Source organism: Lysinibacillus sp. NPDC096418 (genome assembly GCF_044762775.1).
GTDB lineage: Bacteria > Bacillota > Bacilli > Bacillales_A > Planococcaceae > Lysinibacillus.
Genome location: NZ_JBIWEY010000021.1, coordinates 63,845 through 81,109, shown reverse-complemented (window position 1 = coordinate 81,109; position 17,265 = coordinate 63,845). Strand labels below are relative to the sequence as shown.

Genomic DNA, 17,265 nt, shown 5'->3' with positions numbered 1-17,265 from the left:
ATCTATTTATTACTTATGTTTCGTTCACTAACTTAGTTGTTAGTTACTTAAAACGTTATTGATTACGTTTTGCTTGTTCAGTTTTCAAGGTTCATATCAGTCACTTGTTATAAGTAACTTTTTATACTTTAACATGTCGTTAACTTGTTGTCAACACTTTGTTTTATTTCATTTCGTTGTTCACTTGTTATCGTAACAACGTGTTTAAATATATCATCTGCATTATCTCATTGCAATAGTTTTATTGAAGTAAAACTATTCAGAGAATAATAAACAGAGTTCCTTCCATATAATAGCGAAAACATAGCGAAAACAAAAAAATCTCTACTCGCTTTCAAATCGAGTAGAGATTTAAGTTTTAAACTACCGAACCCATATAAAGTATGCAAGGAATACGAAGAATAAGCCGTACATCATTGGGTGAATTTCTTTTTTACGTCCTGCTAATAACATTGTTATTGGATAGAATACGAAACCGATAGCGATACCAGTTGCAATTGAGTAACCAAGTGGCATCATCAAAACTGTGAAGAAAGCTGGGACAGCGATTTCGAATTTATCCCATTCGATTAGACGTAATGATGAAACCATCAGAACACCTACAATAACAAGCGCCGGAGCTGTTACTGCCGAAGTAACCACTGCAAGTAATGGTGAGAAGAATAAAGCTACTAAGAATAATATGGCCGTTACGACTGCTGCAAAACCAGATCGAGCACCTGCTGCTACACCTGAAGTTGATTCTACATATGCTGTCGTAGTTGATGTACCAAATAATGAACCAATTGTTGTTGCTAATGCATCAGCCATAAGCGCGCGGCTAGCACGTGGTAATTTATCGTCTTTTACTAATCCTGCTTGTGTTGCAACAGCCATTAATGTACCTGCTGTATCGAAAAAGTCTACGAATAAGAAAGTTAGTACAACTACTAAGAATTTGACATTAAATAACGAACCTACATCATTGATGATTGGATCAAGCGCAACACCAAACGTACTTTCTACACTTGGAATTGCTGAAACAATTGCAGTAGGTGGTGCAATAACACCTGTAATCATACCGACAATTGCTGTAATAACCATACCTACGAAAATACCAATGCTACGGAATTTAAGTAATAAGATAACAGTAAGGATAATACCAAAAACAGCTAACAATGTTTCACCAGTAAAGCTACCTAGTGTCACTAGTGTTGCATCATCATTAACGATGATTTTGGCATTTTGTAAGCCTACAAAAGTAATAAATAAACCAATACCAGCTGATACTGCATATTTAAGTTGAGCTGGTATTGCGTTAATAACCGTTTCACGAATACCTGTTAATGAAAGTAAGATAAAAATAAGACCTGAGAATAATACGCCAGTCAAAGCTGTTTCCCAAGGGATACCATATGCCCCGACCACAGTAAAAGCGAAGAACGCATTCAAGCCCATACCCGGTGCTAATGAAATCGGGAATTTAGCGAAAATACCCATAATTAGTGAACCCACCGCTGCAGCTAATGCAGTTGCAACAAAGACGGCTCCCTTATCCATACCCGCGTTACTTAAAATCATCGGGTTTACAGCTAAAATATATGCCATAGCTAAGAACGTTGTAATACCACCAATAATTTCGCGGCGATAATTTGTGCCAAGCTCGTCGAACATGAAATACTTTTTCATTGATAAATCCTCCGTGTTGTCGTCTGCAACATCGAAAAACAAAAAAAGACACGCTGACTACTAGTCGCATGTCTACGATATACTTCAACACATTCAGAGTGTGAAGTCTTTTAGTATTAATTCATTTGAATAATACTAAATCGTAGTCAAGTTATTTACGGTAACTTGGTAGAAACTTACGGGCCTTATCCCCGACATTATACGACGACTTATTTAATTTACAAGAGTAATATAACATTTCAGTTTTCAGATTTCAACCCTATTTCCGAACATTATTAGTGAAAAAAATACGAAAGTTCGTGTAAAATACCGGCTTAATGTTCATTTTTTAGCAAAACCCACTTCAAATATAGCTTTTTAAAGAATTTCAAAACACTCTTCTTAAGGGCCGTTCAACAAAAACTCTATATACAAATGATACATCCTTCCACTAGATTCCTTGAATAAAAGTTCATTATCCATCTTTTTTAGCCACAAAAGCGCTATATAATTTCATAGCATGCTTGCATGAATAACAAGATATCACGAAAACTTTTACTTTCTTACTCTAAAAAACATGCCGATAAAGTGATAAATACACTGCAAAAAAACTGTTTAATTCCACTTTTTGATTCAATAAAGTTGCTAGTGAAGGCAGCGTATTCTTATATTTTTGTTTCGCTGCGCTAGCTAACACCAAATTTATAGCTATTCCCCTAAAAAAACACAAAATTATTTTTTACGAGCACTCAAAAAGGCAGTTTTTTTGAAAACAATCGATATTGATATACAACTTATTTAATAACAAGCGTCCCTTCAGGTCTTTACTCACAATTTGGCACATATTTATTTTTAAGTTGTATATCAATTTTGGCAATTACGCTATTTAGAGTTTAAAAAAGGTCCAGTATACGAAGCCACCATCAATTGAAAAAAGAGCTTCGAATAAGAAAAACATAGGGAGGCTTTAGTCTTCCTATGTTCAGACTGTAGACAAAGTCGATTTTTTCGACTTTGTCTACTATTTTTGATTTGAATCAAATATCCAGCAATTAAACTGTAATTTTAAAAATCCTTTAATATCAGTGTTTCTTGAGGTGTTCTAGATTAAGAAATTCTTTTAAGAATATAAAAGAGCGTCAGACCTTACTAATTTTCTGCTCGAAAACTAGTTTGTCGACAATCTGAACATAGGGAGGCTTTAGTCTTCCTATGTTTTCATTCACATTATTTATCTGTTTGTTTTTGCTTTTTTTTCAAATACTCCGCACGTATTTTTTCAAGTTGCTGCTTTTTATCAAATTTGGCAGGCTTGTGTTTTTCATGATACTTCGCCACAGCCATCTGACCTTTGGTATCCAATTGGTATTTCCCCACTTTGCTCACCTACTTTGCTTGTCTTTAAAGAGAATCTATTCAACAAATATAATATACCTTATTTTACTGAAGTAAACCTTTTTACTTTATTAGTGTACTGCCTAACCTTGCATATATCAGTAAAAACTTAATAAAATAATTCATAGTCAAATGGTATTCATTATACTTATCTTTACGACCTAAAATATGCTGATTCCTCTTAAAATCATCAATCAGGTCGCAAATTTTAACTAAAACAAAAAACCTCTTTTAGTTATTTGTTATAAATAACTAAAAGAGAGTTTAATTTTTGCAATATAAATAATTGTACGTTAGACATTGATATGACTGCGTTTATAACCTATTTAGTATAAATTACTGGACAGTCCTATTCCCACTCAATCGTTGCAGGTGGCTTAGATGTAATATCATACAGTACGCGGTTAACGTGTTTTACTTCGTTTACTAAGCGAACAGAGATTTTTTCTAGCACATCCCAAGGGATACGTGCCCAGTCAGAAGTCATACCATCGATTGACGTTACAGCACGGATACCGATTGCATAGTCATACGTACGTGCATCGCCCATTACCCCAACTGAACGGATATCAGGTAGCACAGTGAAGTATTGCCAGATATCACGGTCAAGGCCAGCTTTTGCGATTTCTTCGCGTAGGATGAAATCAGACTCACGAACGATTTCAAGTTTTTCTTCTGTTACTTCACCAAGTACACGGATACCTAGACCAGGACCTGGGAACGGTTGACGCCAAACGATTTTTTCATCAAGACCAAGTTCTAAACCAAGTGCACGTACTTCATCTTTGAATAACGTTTTAAGTGGCTCAATTAATTGGAATTGCATATCTTCTGGAAGACCACCAACGTTATGGTGAGATTTAATAGTTTGTGCAGTTGCCGTACCAGATTCGATGATGTCTGTGTATAGCGTACCTTGAGCTAGGAAGTCCATACCTTCTAATTTAGAAGCTTCTTCATCAAATACATAAATGAATTCGTTACCGATAATTTTGCGTTTTTTCTCTGGATCAGAAACGCCCGCAAGTTTAGCCATGAAACGCTCACGTGCATCGATTTTAATAAGATTCATATCGAAATCTTCTGTGAATGTTTTCATAACTTGCTCAACTTCACCTTTACGGTTTAAGTTGTGGTCTACGAACATACAAGTCAGTTGATCGCCGATAGCTTTGTGGATTAGTACAGCAACAACTGAAGAGTCTACGCCGCCTGAAAGGGCACATAAAACTTTTTTGTCGCCAACTATTTCACGGATTTTTGCGATTTCAATCTCGATAAAGTTCGCCATAGACCAGTCGCCTTTAGCTCCACAAATATTGAACACGAATTGACGAAGTAAGTCATTTCCGTATACAGAGTGACGTACTTCTGGGTGGAATTGAACTGCATATAATTTACGTTCAACATTCGCCATTGCAGCGATTGGACATGCAGCACTTGTTGCGATAACTTCAAAACCTGCAGGTACTTCAGTTACGTGGTCGCCATGACTCATCCAAACGATTTGTTCAGTTGGTAAGTCACCAAATAATTTGTTTGCAACTGTAACTTTTACTTCTGCTTTACCGTATTCACGTGTTTCAGCACCTTCAACTTTACCACCTTGTGTATGTGCCATTAATTGCATACCATAGCAAATACCTAAGATTGGTAAACCTAATTCGAAAATAGCTGGGTCTACATGGAACGCATTTTCATCATAAACTGAGTTTGGACCACCTGAGAAAATGATACCAGCTGCGTTCATGTCTTTAATTTCTTCTGCCGTAATTGTGTGTGGGTGTAATTCACTGAAAACACCAAACTCACGAATACGTCGAGTAATTAATTGGTTAAATTGGCTACCGAAGTCTAAAACGACGATTTTTTCTTGCTCTTTTAATAAAGGGCTAGCTGACAATATTTCCACCTCTTCTACTATTTGTAAAGGATATTCTACATTTAAGTTTCACAGAAAAACGCGTATGAAAGTAAAAACTCCCTACGCGTCCATAAGTTCCAGATTCAAAAAGGTGAATGTGTGACAAAGTAAGATGATTCACTAATAGCTTCCTCACCTTTCAAAATCATTCACCTTCATAGAGAGGGCATTTGAGGTGTCCTCGTAGAAACATTCGAACCTTATTTCCGAACTTATATGAAAGCAATCCTATCATGTCTAATTTTTTTAATTTTACTCTTTGTGACTTCTAAAATCAACCGATTGTGCGATAGATTAAATATTCCCAACTTTCTTTTAGCTTATCGAAATCGACATCTTGTGGTTGCTTACTATAAATATGTTGTTCATAAACTGACGTCAGCTTCTTCATTTCTTCTGTCTCTAGAGCCTCATCTACTCTTTCTGCAAATGCCCGTAAAGTTTCACCATCTCTTCGTCGTAAACCAATACGTGAAAGTTGTTTCGTCAGTACGTGGTAAGACGAATCAAAGGTTGACCAATCCGCTTCCTTTTTACGATACGAACGAACATGCATTTTTGGTATCCATGTTTTACGCTGTACAAATAATGAGATGAGCACAACGACCACTAACAAAATAAACCCAACCCATACATACGTGTGCTCTTTCAGCCAAGTCCAAATCCCCTTAAAGTTAAACACTGACCCCGAAGCACCTTTGTTTGCTTCCTGTTCTTTCTTTTGTTGCTCTGGTTGCTCTGCTGGTTGCGCTGTCTCTTCTTGTGAATTAGTATCTATCTCAATATCATAATCAATATTGGCTGTACCAGAAAAGCCAATTGTCGGTTCAAACTCCATCCAACCCGTTCCTGGTATGTATGCCTCGACCCAAGAATGTGCATTATCATTTGTCACACGATATTCGCGAACCCCATCAGACTGCGGACCCAAATTACCAGGCGCAAAACCTTTTACCCAACGCGCAGGAATCCCCATCGATCGTAACATGACAACCATTGATGTCGAGAAGTGATCACAATAGCCCATTTTTGTATCAAACAAAAACTGATCGACGAAGTCTTGCCCATCCTCAGGAATTGCCGCTGCTTTTTTATCATAGATAAAACCACTTCTTGAAAAATACCCTTCAATTGCTTTAACTTGCTCATAGACAGTTTCTTTTTCTTTCGTTAACTCTACCGCTAAATCTCGGACTCGCTGCGGTAACATGTTCGGTAATTGTAAAAAGCGATCATACGAAGAATTAAATGTTTCGAGCATCGATAAATCTGACATGTGTAGTTGTTGCATACTATATTCAGGTTCACTGTACGTCAGTGAATAATTTAATAACAACTTTTCTTCCCCAGTGTACTGCTTTGTCAGGATTTTTTCGGTCTGATTAGACTTAAAATAGACAGTTTCTTCATTCGACTCAACCGATTTCATCCCATATGTTTGTATTAAAAACGGCATTGGAACGGCAATGTCTATGTCAATTTGCCTTTCCTTTTCAAGTTCACCTACTTGCAGTGTCGTTTTAATCATTTCATTATCCAAATAACTTTCTGCATTTGCTTTCGCATTGGACTGAGTCCATCCCTTTGAAGTGTAAGTATCCTTCGTTTCTATACGCCAGTAATGACGATCACGTGAGGAAGCCGTAAAAACAAGCGTATCATCACCATTAAACGGCCCACCTAACTGACTATCGTCTTCACCATAACCAACCGTTTTTCCACCGTCTCCTGACTCACCTAGACCTGCCGCACTTTTAATAAACGGTACCGGATCTGCCCAGGTTGGTCCTACTTTCGGTAAAAACAGCGCAACGACACTCACCATTACGACCATTACTGCCATTGGCACAAGCATTTGCCATTTAGTGAGTAAATCATGCGATGCATCGCTCTTCATCAAAAGTCGTTTGACAAAAAGAGCACCCGTCATCACTAGCCCTAATACAACAACTTTCACAATAGCAACTGAGCCATCATACTCACTAAATGTATCAAGCGTTGCGATGAAAAATACTGTCAATACGAAGAAATAAAAAATATTCATACGCACAGTGATCCAGTGATGGATTAAATATACAAGCATCCAAATAAGTGCTAAGAACAATACTGTTCTAAACGTATTCGAAACTTCTCCAAATTCCCCTGAGAAAACTGCTGTTATATTCCACTTCAATTCACCAAATAAAAACGATATTGTCTCCTGAGAAAAAACAGGATTGCCACTATACGCAAACACCACAAACCAAACAATATACCCCATCTTTACAACGCCTGACAGAAGTGGATGCACCTCAAACAGACTAAGTGCTAAAGACAAACCAATGAACACCAAAAATAAATGCAGTAAACCTGTATTAGTAAGTTCCATTACCGGGACAAGCCATTCACGTAAAATAAAGAAGATTATAATGTATGCAATCGTTAATTCAATAAAATCCTTAACTGATTTTTTCACGGCTTCATCACCTCCGCGAATAAGTGATAATAATCATTAGGATTCACATACACGACTTGAACTTGCTTATAACGTTGTGCGTTATCTGTCAAGATCGGTGGTTGCTCGGACACAACAAAACAAATACAACTTTTCACTACATTCGCAAGGGTATGTAACAACTCTTCTGATAGTTCACTCGTCACATAGAGTAGCGTCGCAATGTGTTTAAAACTTTGCTGACCGCGCAAATTGATAGTCGCATTTTCTAGCGGCTTTATTGCTGCTAAATGATGCATCACCTGATCAAGTTGCTTGTCACTTTGAATTAGCGGAAACACCTTTGTTTTATCACCAGTAGAAACGAAGGATATATCACCTCGACCACGTACAATTGCAGTTACCATGGAAGCCGCAAGTTCAATTTTCTCTTCGAACAATGGCGAAGCATCTGGATTTAACATCAACAATAACTCTTGCGATTGACGGTCCTCAAACTCTTTCGATTGTAGAGTTTGCGTTTTCGCAAATGATTTCCAATGGATCCAAGAAAATCGATCGCCTGGTACATACTCACGTAACCCCACTGCCATTGACGTATCCTTGACAACTGAATATGGAGACATCATCGTCCCAACGTCAAATTTCGTTTGTAGCGCAACATATTTCATTTCCTTGACCCGCGGATAAACAAGAACCATTTGCTCTTTTTCTACAAAGACGCGTTTTTGGGCCCAACCAAAAAAATCACAAAAGACCATTTCTATTCCTAAAAATCGATGTTCCCCTCGGGGTAAATTTTCTAGTGTATAGCTCCACTCAAACTTCTTTGTAAAACCAACAAATTTGACTGTACTCGTCCCTTGCATCTTCGATTTGACAAGTTCCTCACTACTGACTAATTCTTCTACCGTCATATAGACAAATGGAAAATACGTTTTTCGTTCCACATTCACTGTTACTTTTGCTGATTGCCCACATTCCACACGAGAAGGTTCAATTTTACGTTCTACACGATAAACATCTTCTTTTACAAGTAAGAAAATCAATGAATACAATAAAAAAGGACTTACAGTAAAAAAGACAAACCAACTCACAAAGCTACCTTGAAACATAGCAAAACAAAACGTAATAATCATAAGCAAGCTCACTAACAGAAAGTGCTTACTTTTTTCATAAAGGGCTCGCCATTTCATCATTGTTCAGCAAACCTTTTTGTCGGTACCGGTACCTTAGCAATAATCCGTTCAATAATTTCTTCCGCTGTCACGCCGTCATATCGTGCGTCTGGCTTCAGCATCAAACGATGACTAAAGACGAACGGCGCTAGATATTGTACATCGTCTGGTGTCACATAACTACGCCCTTTTATAAATGCATAAGCCTGTGAAGCTTTCATTAACGCGATGGTTGCACGCGGACTAACACCTAAGTATACATAGCTATCCTGCCTCGTTTGTGAAGCAAGTTCTACCATGTAATTTTTAACGGAATCCTCAACATAGACACCTAACACAAGTTCTTGTAACTCGATTAATTGCGCTACCGATAATACCGCTTGAATTTTTTCAATAGGTGCACCATTTTCTGCACGGCGTAGTATCTCTACTTCCTGTTCTTTTGCAGGATACCCCATTCTAATTTTCAATAAGAATCGATCTAGTTGCGCTTCTGGTAGAGGATATGTTCCTTCATATTCAATCGGATTTTGCGTCGCCATTACAAAGAATGGTTGCGCAATTTTCAACGTATTACCATCGATTGTAACAGACGCTTCTTCCATTCCCTCAAGTAAGGCTGACTGCGTTTTCGGTGATGTACGATTAATTTCATCAGCTAATACGATATCGCCCATAATCGGCCCAGGACGAAACTCAAATTCCATCGTTTTCGGATTATAAATCGACACCCCTACTACATCTGATGGCAGTAAATCTGGCGTAAACTGGATACGCTTAAATCGTGCGTCAAACGATTTTGCGAGCGCACGAACCATCATCGTCTTGCCGACCCCTGGCACATCTTCAAGTAACACATGACCTTTCGCTAGCAGCGCCACTATGCTCAACTCTGCCATTTCTCTTTTCCCAATCATTACTTTTTCTATATTTTCTAACACAGCCTGTATTTGTGTATTCATAAATCAAAAACCTCCCCATCCAAGCACTATAATTATTGGAATCGCTTGATAATTTACTTTAAGCATAACGAAAACAGTTAGGTAACACAATAAAAGAAGGATTATCTGATATATATTTCCAGATAATCCTTCCTATATAATATAGAACGTCATTACTCACAACAAAGTTACAATTTTGTTTTTTTTAACCACAATTTTTCTAATGTAGCTACGTTTTCCGCTTCTAATACTTTATGTAAGTCTCCTGTTGCAAGCACTTTCCCTTCATGTAATATCAATACATCATCTACTAAATCCTTAGTAAACGCTAATAAATGTGTAGAAAATAATACCGTACAGCCTTTTCCCTTCTCTTCAAGCATTATCTTTTTCAGTTCAGCTATCCAATACGGATCAAGTCCATTTGTCGGTTCATCTAAAATTAGCAAACGTCCGCTTCCAAGTAGGCTTTGAGCTAAATTCAAGCGTTGGCGCATCCCTTTTGAAAATTGTTGTACTCTTTGCTTGCGTACATCCCATAAACCAACCCGCTTTAGTACCTCCTCTTGCTCTTTACGACCAATTTTTTTTAGTGATGCCAGAAGCTGTAAAACCTCTGTCGCTGTTAACATAGGTGGAAAATTCACATCATCGGGCATATAACGAACTTCCTGTTGTTCTTGCCAAATAAGTTCTCCGGATTTCTGCTTTTCCTGCCCCGTCAACAATCGGATCAGTGTACTCTTGCCCGCACCGTTGCCTCCAGCAAGTGCCAAAATACGCCCTTCTTGTATAGAAAAAGTTGCCTCAATAAGACCTCTTCCATTATCGAAAATATTCGAAAGCTTTTTTGCTTCTAATAGCATTAGTGCCTTCCTCCTTTTTTCAGCAACACACTTGTACCCAATAACGGTACAAATATCCATAGCAATGTTCCACAACCATAAACAACATTTCCAAGTGATGAGGTATAAAATTGCGTCAAATTATAAAAAGAGGGCCCAAGTACATCTGCTTGTCCAGAAAAGATGAAATAACCGAAACGCAACCATTCCACAGGGTTTACATGTATGGCGACAATTATTATTTTTTGCAAAATGTGCCCAGCAACAAAAGTCCCAATCGCCATTATTGCGTACGAAAACAACAATAAAAAAAACGACCATAATACAAGCGATACAGATAATGCAGAGAGCCTCGTTTTCGTAAGCGCTCCGACGAATATAGCAAGCGCTGCAAAGATTAGAATATTTAATAATGTCATGTTAATAAAAATAAGCGGTAGTCGCACTCCACCCAACAATCCCCCAAGAGAGAAAACCAAACCAAATGCCACAACCACCACCAATAAAAATGCAAAAACAGACGCAATAAATTTCCCTATAATATATTGCATACGCTTCATCGGATAGGTTTTCAATAAAGAGAACCAACCTGACTCCATATCACCTGCGACACTCATACTTCCAATTGTTAATAAAAATAGTGGGAGTAAAAATAACAGCACGTTCAAAAACGAAGCAGTTTGACGTGTAAAACCGGTTGCATCAGGTAGCGCCATTTGTTGAATGACCACAATTGCAGTGAAGACAAATGTAAAGAGTAGTCCGACAATTTGCATCCAGCGACTTCTCAGCATTTGCTTCCATTCAAGCTTTATTAACATCCAATACATCACTTGTGAATCCCCCAGTTAAATTCAAGTAAATCTTCATAGGCTAATACCTTCCCATTGCCTTCCTTTGCCATCCATGAATCTGCCGCTTCCTTTGTATCAAATGCTAGTACACCGTAATTCATCGGTGTCCAATAATCCTTGTTATAGACAAACGTCGCCTCAAAAACGTTCATCCACTCATTTTCTCTTGTATCTTTTATATACGCTGCACCAATCTCTTCTTTACCATTCGCATTGATATATTCTATTAAGCAACCCAAATCATCAAAAATTTCATAATCACCGTTCTTCAGGGCTATTTGCCCTGCATATTCGTTGTGCACAATACTCATATTACAAATTTCACAAACATCCGTCTCACTAACAATCTCACGTGGCCCATATGCATTTTCACTGCATCCCACCAACAAAGCAAAGCAAGTCACTATTATTAGCATCCATTTTTTCATCACTTCATCCCTCTTCTCCATAGCCATAAACCACTTATCGATACTAGTAACCCTACTAGTAATTGTGTAATATATATATCACTCGCTTTTTCTACGTTTTGTTGCATCGTTACTCGCGGTTTGTCATCCACCAATACTGTCTGTTCAGTTTTATTAATTTGCGTGTCCAGTGTCGTTAAAAGTGTCACGCTCGGTGATTCAATGAAATATTGATAAACAGGTTGGCGCACCATCCATTGTCCAAAGCTCGAAAATGCTACATACGGTATATCACCAATACCATCCCCCTCTACATCCACCCCAAAATAGTTATCATAATAATTACTCTCTAGCCGAAAGCCATCCCTATCTGACCTTGCAGTTAGAATATTACCTGTAAACTGATTAGCCGTTACTAGTGTTTCGCTATCTAGCTTTGTACCTTCAATTGCTGTTTGATTCATTTGAAAATCATTATGTTTAATCAGGATAATCTCACTCTTCTGCAGTGCTATTCCTACTCGATTATTAACGATAGTATTATTTTGCAAACTCATGTGCTCCACGTCATATAGCAGCATGCCATACCCATTTAAATTTTGATGATTCGCAAGCTTATTTTTCGAGGCCTGCAAATGCTCAGTCATCATAATCATTAACCCCGTTACATTATGTAAATACACATTATTTTGAACATCTGCATCACTCGTATACATAAAATGTGTACCGTAACGACTGTTGTTTACAGAATTATTGTGCACCGCGATACGTTCGACCTCTTCGATGTAAATGCCGTCCTGTACCTTTCGAATCTTTGAATCCGCCACTATTACGTCCTTGCTCTTGAAGATTGCAATTCCGTTACCTTTTTTTGAGTAATGCTCATCATTCCCGGTCACCGATAGTCGCTGTAAACTCAAGTTCTTAGCCCTCTGAATGTGAATGCCTGTATGCACATTTTCTATCGTTAGTTGTCTTAACTTCATCCCTTCTACATCACTCGCGACAATTGCCTTTTCCTTTGCAGTAAATGCCAAATTCTCTATCACCACGTTATTAGCTTGCTCAATTCTTAGTGCAGGTTCCTTACCTAGCGCTACTAACTTCACACCCTCCTCTCCTTTAATCACGATGCTCTTAGTAATCGTAAAATTCCCCTTGTAGTGACCAGGAGGTATAATTAGTACACCCCCCTCCTCTGTAGCATCTATCTCCCCTTGCACATCAAATTCGCTAGCGTAGGTCGTACCCATCATTAACAACCAAAAACACACTATACTCACTAATTTTTTCATCGTAACATCACCTCCCACATCACGGAGAAAAGACTAGAGGAAACCCCTCTAGTCCTTCTGTATTAATGACTATGTTCGCTTCCTTCTTGATTACCTTGTTCCATATGCATAGGCTTCATTTCGGTATTTTCTCCTTGTTTAGCCTTTTCTTGCATTTTCTTTTTACGACGTTCTAATGCTTCATCTTTAATTTTTTGTAATTCCTCTACATATGCTGCTGGATTTTCAGCTAAATACTTATCGGCCGCCGCTTTTTCTACAAAATAAATATAGCCCCAGTTCATCGGTGACTTCAGCTCAGTTTTGACAATCGTTACATCCTCAACTTTTGCCCAGTCTTTCGTATTATAATCACGTACATATTTTTCATTTGTTTCCTCATTGGCTACTTCTGCATTTACTAAACAGCCAATATCATCATAAAAAACATTAGTGCCATCCTCTTTAATTGCTTGCGCCGAGAACACACCCATTTCATGGTCCCTCATATATACCTTCATATTGCACATTTCACAAACTGTATCTTCTCCAGGTTCTTGTAGACGTGCATCAACCAAAGAAGTAACTTTATCAGCGGCGTCCACCTCTAATCCATTTACTTTTTCTTCCTTACCTAGTTTCTCTTCCTTCACTTGTTCTTTGTCTGTCCCACAAGCAGCTAGTAAGAATAATGCTGCTAATGCAGGTATCCATATTTTTTTCAAAATTTCTTCCTCCAATTCTTTTTGTTTGTTGCTAAATATTACATTACAGACAAATTGTGAAATAAGTTGAAAATATATGTGAAATATCAGAAAAATCATTATGAATAAATATTGAACATCTTGAAGTAAAAGTAAAAGCTCTCAACGTTGTTAATCTCAACGTTGAGAGCTTTCTTAATGCATTATATTGAAGAGCGGTAACTATTCAGACGCTTCTTGTGTTTGTTAATACGACTAAGTTTTTCCGCCGTTTCAATCATGTCACTTCTCATTTGTAAGTCATTGCCACTATCAAAATAAACTTCTGTTAGGTTACCCAGTATTCGTTGTTGTTTTTTTGGTTTCAAATTGGCTGCTTTTGCACCTTTATTATTCAACATATTTTTCTTAAATTGCTGTTTAGGATTTTGTCCAAAATTATGGCTAATATCACCAGCATGTAAGTATTGTTGCTCATTGCGAAAAACACTACTTGTCGTTGCACTTACTCTAGAAGTCCTCATTTCAGTTACCCTCCTTTACTTTTTATTTCCCTTGTAGGTATTTATATCGACATTATATGCTAAAAATTAAGCAAACAGAACCAAATGAATTAAAAATTTATATAAAAATTTCTTCTTTTACGCAAAAAAGTCAGTAAGCTACTAGAGCCTACTGACTTTCACAAACTATTTTATTTCCAGAAATCATCGAATATCGTAATCGGCATATGACGTTTATGCTGCGAGCGTAGATAATAATTTTCTAAAGTTTTCCGCGCTTGCTCAGGAATTTCCTTACCCTCTAAGTAATCGTCAATATGATCGTATGTTACACCAAGCGCTTCCTCATCTGGTAATGCTGGACGATTTTCCTCTAAGTCCGCTGTTGGTACTTTTAAATACAAATGTGGCGGGCAATCAAGTTCTTTTAGTAATTGTTTTCCCTGACGTTTATTGAGACGATAAATTGGCATTAAATCCGCACCGCCATCTCCAAATTTCGTATAGAAACCTGTGATAGCCTCAGCTGCATGGTCTGTGCCAAGTACAACGCCACCATTCATAGCAGCAATCGAATATTGCACTTTCATCCGCTCACGTGCTTTTTCATTTCCTTTAGCAAAATCACTAAGTTCTACACCAGCTTCCGATAGGGCATGAACACTCGCATCGACTGCCTCTTTAATATTAACCGTATATGTTTTTGTCGGATTAATGTAGTCTATCGAATCTTGACAGTCTTGTTCATCTGCTTGGACGTCATAAGGTAGTCGAACAGCCCAAAACGAATATTTCGATTTTCCAGCTTCTGCATTTAATTCATCCACCGCAAGCTGCGCTAACTTCCCTGTCAACGTTGAATCTTGACCACCAGATATACCGAGAACAAAACCTTTTACAAAGCTATATTTACGTGCATATTCTTTCATAAAATCAATGGATTTACGGATTTCATCTTGAACATTAATCTCAGGTAATACTCGTAGTTCTTGAATCACTCGTTGTTGTAATGCTGACATGTCACTTGCCACTCCTTACTCTTTTGCAATTTTATTGATCATTTCAGTCACTTCTTGAATATTACGCATTTTATTATCCCAACACTTTTGACTTAAGTCGACTGGATACTCTTCCGGATTCATCGCACGTTTATATTCATCCCATAAAAGTTCTAAATTATTCGTAGCATAAGCACGCATTTCTTCCAGTGGCGGGTTTTGATAAGTCACTTCACCATTTGTAATGACTTGCTCGTGTAAATTTTTCGCCTCAAAGTTTGTCACGAATTTAGACACGAATGTATGCACTGGATGGAACATTTTAATACGCTCCTCCGTCTGAGGATCTTCATCATGCATCGTAATGTAATCGCCTTCCGCCTTACCATTTTCAAGATCAATAATACGATAGACATTTTTCAAACCAGGAGTTGTAACTTTTTCTGCATTCGCTGATATTTTAATGGTATCTTGTAGTTCTCCAGCCTCATTTTCGATTGCTACCATTTTATAAACGGCGCCTAGAGCTGGCTGATCGTAAGCCGTAATAAGCTTTGTCCCAATCCCCCACATATCTACGCGAGCACCTTGAGCCTTTAAGTTTAAAATTGTGTATTCGTCTAAATCATTAGAAACAACAATTTTTGCGTTAGGGAAGCCAGCTTCATCTAACATTCGACGGGCTTCTTTTGAAAGGAAGGCGATATCACCACTATCTAAACGAATACCAATAAAGTTTATTTTATCACCAAGTTCCTTTGCCACTTTAATAGCTGTTGGTACCCCAGATTTTAACGTATTATACGTATCTACTAAGAACACGCAATTACGGTGACGTTTTGCATATGCATGGAACGCATCATAATCATTTTTATATGCTTGCACTAATGCATGAGCATGCGTGCCCGATACTGGAATGTTGAACAATTTCCCCGCTCGCACATTACTTGTCGATTCAAATCCACCAATATAGGCTGCACGTGTACCCCAAATTGCTGCGTCCATTTCTTGAGCACGGCGCGTTCCGAATTCCATCGCTGTTTCATTTTTCACTACTTGTTTAATACGGCTGGCCTTTGTAGCAATAAGCGTTTGATAATTTACGATATTGAGCAATGCCGTTTCAATCAGTTGTGCTTCTACTAAAGGTCCTTCAATACGGACAATTGGTTCATTCGCAAAAACAAGCTCCCCTTCTACCATTGAATACATATTCCCTGTAAATCGTACGTTTTTCAAATATTCAATGAAGTCCTCTTTGTACCCAACTTCTTCTCGTAAGTACGCAATATCCGAATCGCTAAAGCGGAAGTTACGCAAATACTCTAGCATGCGTTCCAAGCCCGCAAATATGGCAAAACCATTCCCAAATGGTAATTTTCTAAAATACAATTCAAAAATAGCTTTTCTATTATGTACGCCATCCGCCCAATAGGACTCAGCCATATTGATTTGATATAAATCCGTGTGTAGCGCTAAGCTATCGTCTGCATAATTTGATCTCATGAGATATTCCTTCTTCCGCTTCATAATTAGTCCTAGTATACACCATTTGTCCATTTTCTTGCGTTTAACACCTCTTAAAGTTAGATGTCAGATTAGCTCACATAAATGTTCAGAAAATTTAAAATAGTTCACATTTAAGACACAAATTTTAGTACCGCTTTCATTCCTTTTACAAAAGCATTCACACGAAATTACTACGAGATTCGGAATAGTGAATGTTACATCTTCTTACATATTATTCAAAATAACAATTGCCCTCTTCTCCTTGTAGCTTTAATATGTGAATTAAATTAACGCAAGGAGCTGGTGCTGATGAAAAAAATAGAGGCAATCATTCGTCAAGAGGTTTTCGGTCTCGTTCGCGACGGACTTGCAAAAGAAGGTATTTCAGGTTTAAGTATTTCTGAAATCGCTGGATGCGGTCGTCAATTAGGACGTACAGGTTTATTCCGTGGGAACGCGTATGAAATCGAATTTTTACCAAAGCTAAAATTAGAAATGGTTGTAGACGACGAAAAAGTAGAGGCCATTGTGGAAGTTTTATTACGTGATGCAGCAACCGGTAAAGTTGGGGACGGTAAAATCTTTATTTATCCTGTAGAGCAGGCGATTCGCATCCGCACTAAAGAAGTCGGATCGGTTGCAGTAGAATAGA

15 protein-coding genes and 2 riboswitches are annotated in these 17,265 nt (G+C 37.8%); of the genes, 1 reads left to right on the top strand and 14 read right to left on the bottom strand.

Annotated elements, in window-relative coordinates:
- Positions 1-363: 363 nt before the first annotated feature.
- The 14 genes from ACIQZG_RS15520 to ACIQZG_RS15455 form a co-directional block, all read right to left on the bottom strand.
- Positions 364-1,668 carry an NCS2 family permease gene (locus tag ACIQZG_RS15520; RefSeq protein ID WP_402756390.1) on the bottom strand — a complete coding sequence of 435 codons (1,305 nt, stop codon included), beginning with the start codon at positions 1,666-1,668 and terminating at the stop codon, positions 364-366.
- Between the two features lie 123 nt (positions 1,669-1,791).
- A riboswitch (purine riboswitch) is annotated at positions 1,792-1,893 on the bottom strand.
- Positions 1,894-2,874: 981 nt separating this feature from the next.
- Positions 2,875-3,024 (bottom strand): hypothetical protein, encoded by a 150-nt coding sequence (locus tag ACIQZG_RS15515; RefSeq protein WP_093268153.1) that lies wholly within the window; start codon positions 3,022-3,024, stop codon positions 2,875-2,877.
- Positions 3,025-3,391: 367 nt separating this feature from the next.
- The gene (guaA, locus tag ACIQZG_RS15510; RefSeq protein ID WP_402756389.1) at positions 3,392-4,945 is read right to left on the bottom strand and encodes a glutamine-hydrolyzing GMP synthase; all 1,554 of its coding nucleotides are present in this window, start codon (positions 4,943-4,945) and stop codon (positions 3,392-3,394) included.
- A gap of 159 nt (positions 4,946-5,104) precedes the next feature.
- Positions 5,105-5,206: riboswitch (purine riboswitch) on the bottom strand.
- Positions 5,207-5,240: 34 nt separating this feature from the next.
- Positions 5,241-7,421, bottom strand: a complete 2,181-nt coding sequence (locus ACIQZG_RS15505; protein ID WP_402756388.1) for a DUF4129 domain-containing transglutaminase family protein — start codon at positions 7,419-7,421, stop codon at positions 5,241-5,243.
- A complete protein-coding gene (locus ACIQZG_RS15500; protein WP_402756387.1) occupies positions 7,418-8,599 on the bottom strand; it encodes a DUF58 domain-containing protein in 1,182 nt (393 codons plus the stop codon). Before ACIQZG_RS15500 ends, ACIQZG_RS15505 begins: the two co-directional genes overlap by 4 nt.
- Complete coding sequence (locus tag ACIQZG_RS15495) at positions 8,596-9,540, bottom strand: AAA family ATPase (protein WP_402756386.1); 945 nt, start codon at positions 9,538-9,540, stop codon at positions 8,596-8,598. The genes ACIQZG_RS15500 and ACIQZG_RS15495 overlap by 4 nt, the downstream gene beginning before the upstream one ends.
- A gap of 167 nt (positions 9,541-9,707) precedes the next feature.
- On the bottom strand, positions 9,708-10,385 hold the full coding sequence (locus ACIQZG_RS15490; RefSeq protein WP_402756385.1) for an ABC transporter ATP-binding protein: 678 nt from the start codon (positions 10,383-10,385) through the stop codon (positions 9,708-9,710).
- Positions 10,385-11,194 (bottom strand): ABC transporter permease, encoded by an 810-nt coding sequence (locus ACIQZG_RS15485; protein ID WP_402756394.1) that lies wholly within the window; start codon positions 11,192-11,194, stop codon positions 10,385-10,387. The genes ACIQZG_RS15490 and ACIQZG_RS15485 overlap by 1 nt, the downstream gene beginning before the upstream one ends.
- Positions 11,194-11,646, bottom strand: a complete 453-nt coding sequence (locus ACIQZG_RS15480) for a nitrous oxide reductase accessory protein NosL (protein ID WP_402756384.1) — start codon at positions 11,644-11,646, stop codon at positions 11,194-11,196. The genes ACIQZG_RS15485 and ACIQZG_RS15480 overlap by 1 nt, the downstream gene beginning before the upstream one ends.
- Positions 11,646-12,920 (bottom strand): right-handed parallel beta-helix repeat-containing protein, encoded by a 1,275-nt coding sequence (locus ACIQZG_RS15475; RefSeq protein WP_402756383.1) that lies wholly within the window; start codon positions 12,918-12,920, stop codon positions 11,646-11,648. The genes ACIQZG_RS15480 and ACIQZG_RS15475 overlap by 1 nt, the downstream gene beginning before the upstream one ends.
- Positions 12,921-12,982: 62 nt before the next feature.
- Positions 12,983-13,624: a nitrous oxide reductase accessory protein NosL gene (locus ACIQZG_RS15470; RefSeq protein ID WP_402756382.1), complete on the bottom strand. Its 642-nt coding sequence runs from the start codon at positions 13,622-13,624 to the stop codon at positions 12,983-12,985.
- A 182-nt stretch (positions 13,625-13,806) separates the two neighbouring features.
- On the bottom strand, positions 13,807-14,127 hold the full coding sequence (locus ACIQZG_RS15465) for an NAD synthetase (protein ID WP_402756381.1): 321 nt from the start codon (positions 14,125-14,127) through the stop codon (positions 13,807-13,809).
- A 170-nt stretch (positions 14,128-14,297) separates the two neighbouring features.
- Positions 14,298-15,125 carry an ammonia-dependent NAD(+) synthetase gene (nadE, locus tag ACIQZG_RS15460; protein ID WP_402756380.1) on the bottom strand — a complete coding sequence of 276 codons (828 nt, stop codon included), beginning with the start codon at positions 15,123-15,125 and terminating at the stop codon, positions 14,298-14,300.
- Positions 15,126-15,140: 15 nt separating this feature from the next.
- Entirely contained in the window at positions 15,141-16,610 is a 1,470-nt protein-coding gene (locus tag ACIQZG_RS15455) for a nicotinate phosphoribosyltransferase (protein ID WP_402756379.1), read from the bottom strand.
- Between the two features lie 312 nt (positions 16,611-16,922).
- Between ACIQZG_RS15455 and ACIQZG_RS15450 the strand changes: the two genes are divergently transcribed.
- Positions 16,923-17,264 carry a P-II family nitrogen regulator gene (locus ACIQZG_RS15450; RefSeq protein ID WP_402756378.1) on the top strand — a complete coding sequence of 114 codons (342 nt, stop codon included), beginning with the start codon at positions 16,923-16,925 and terminating at the stop codon, positions 17,262-17,264.
- Position 17,265 lies beyond the last annotated feature (1 nt).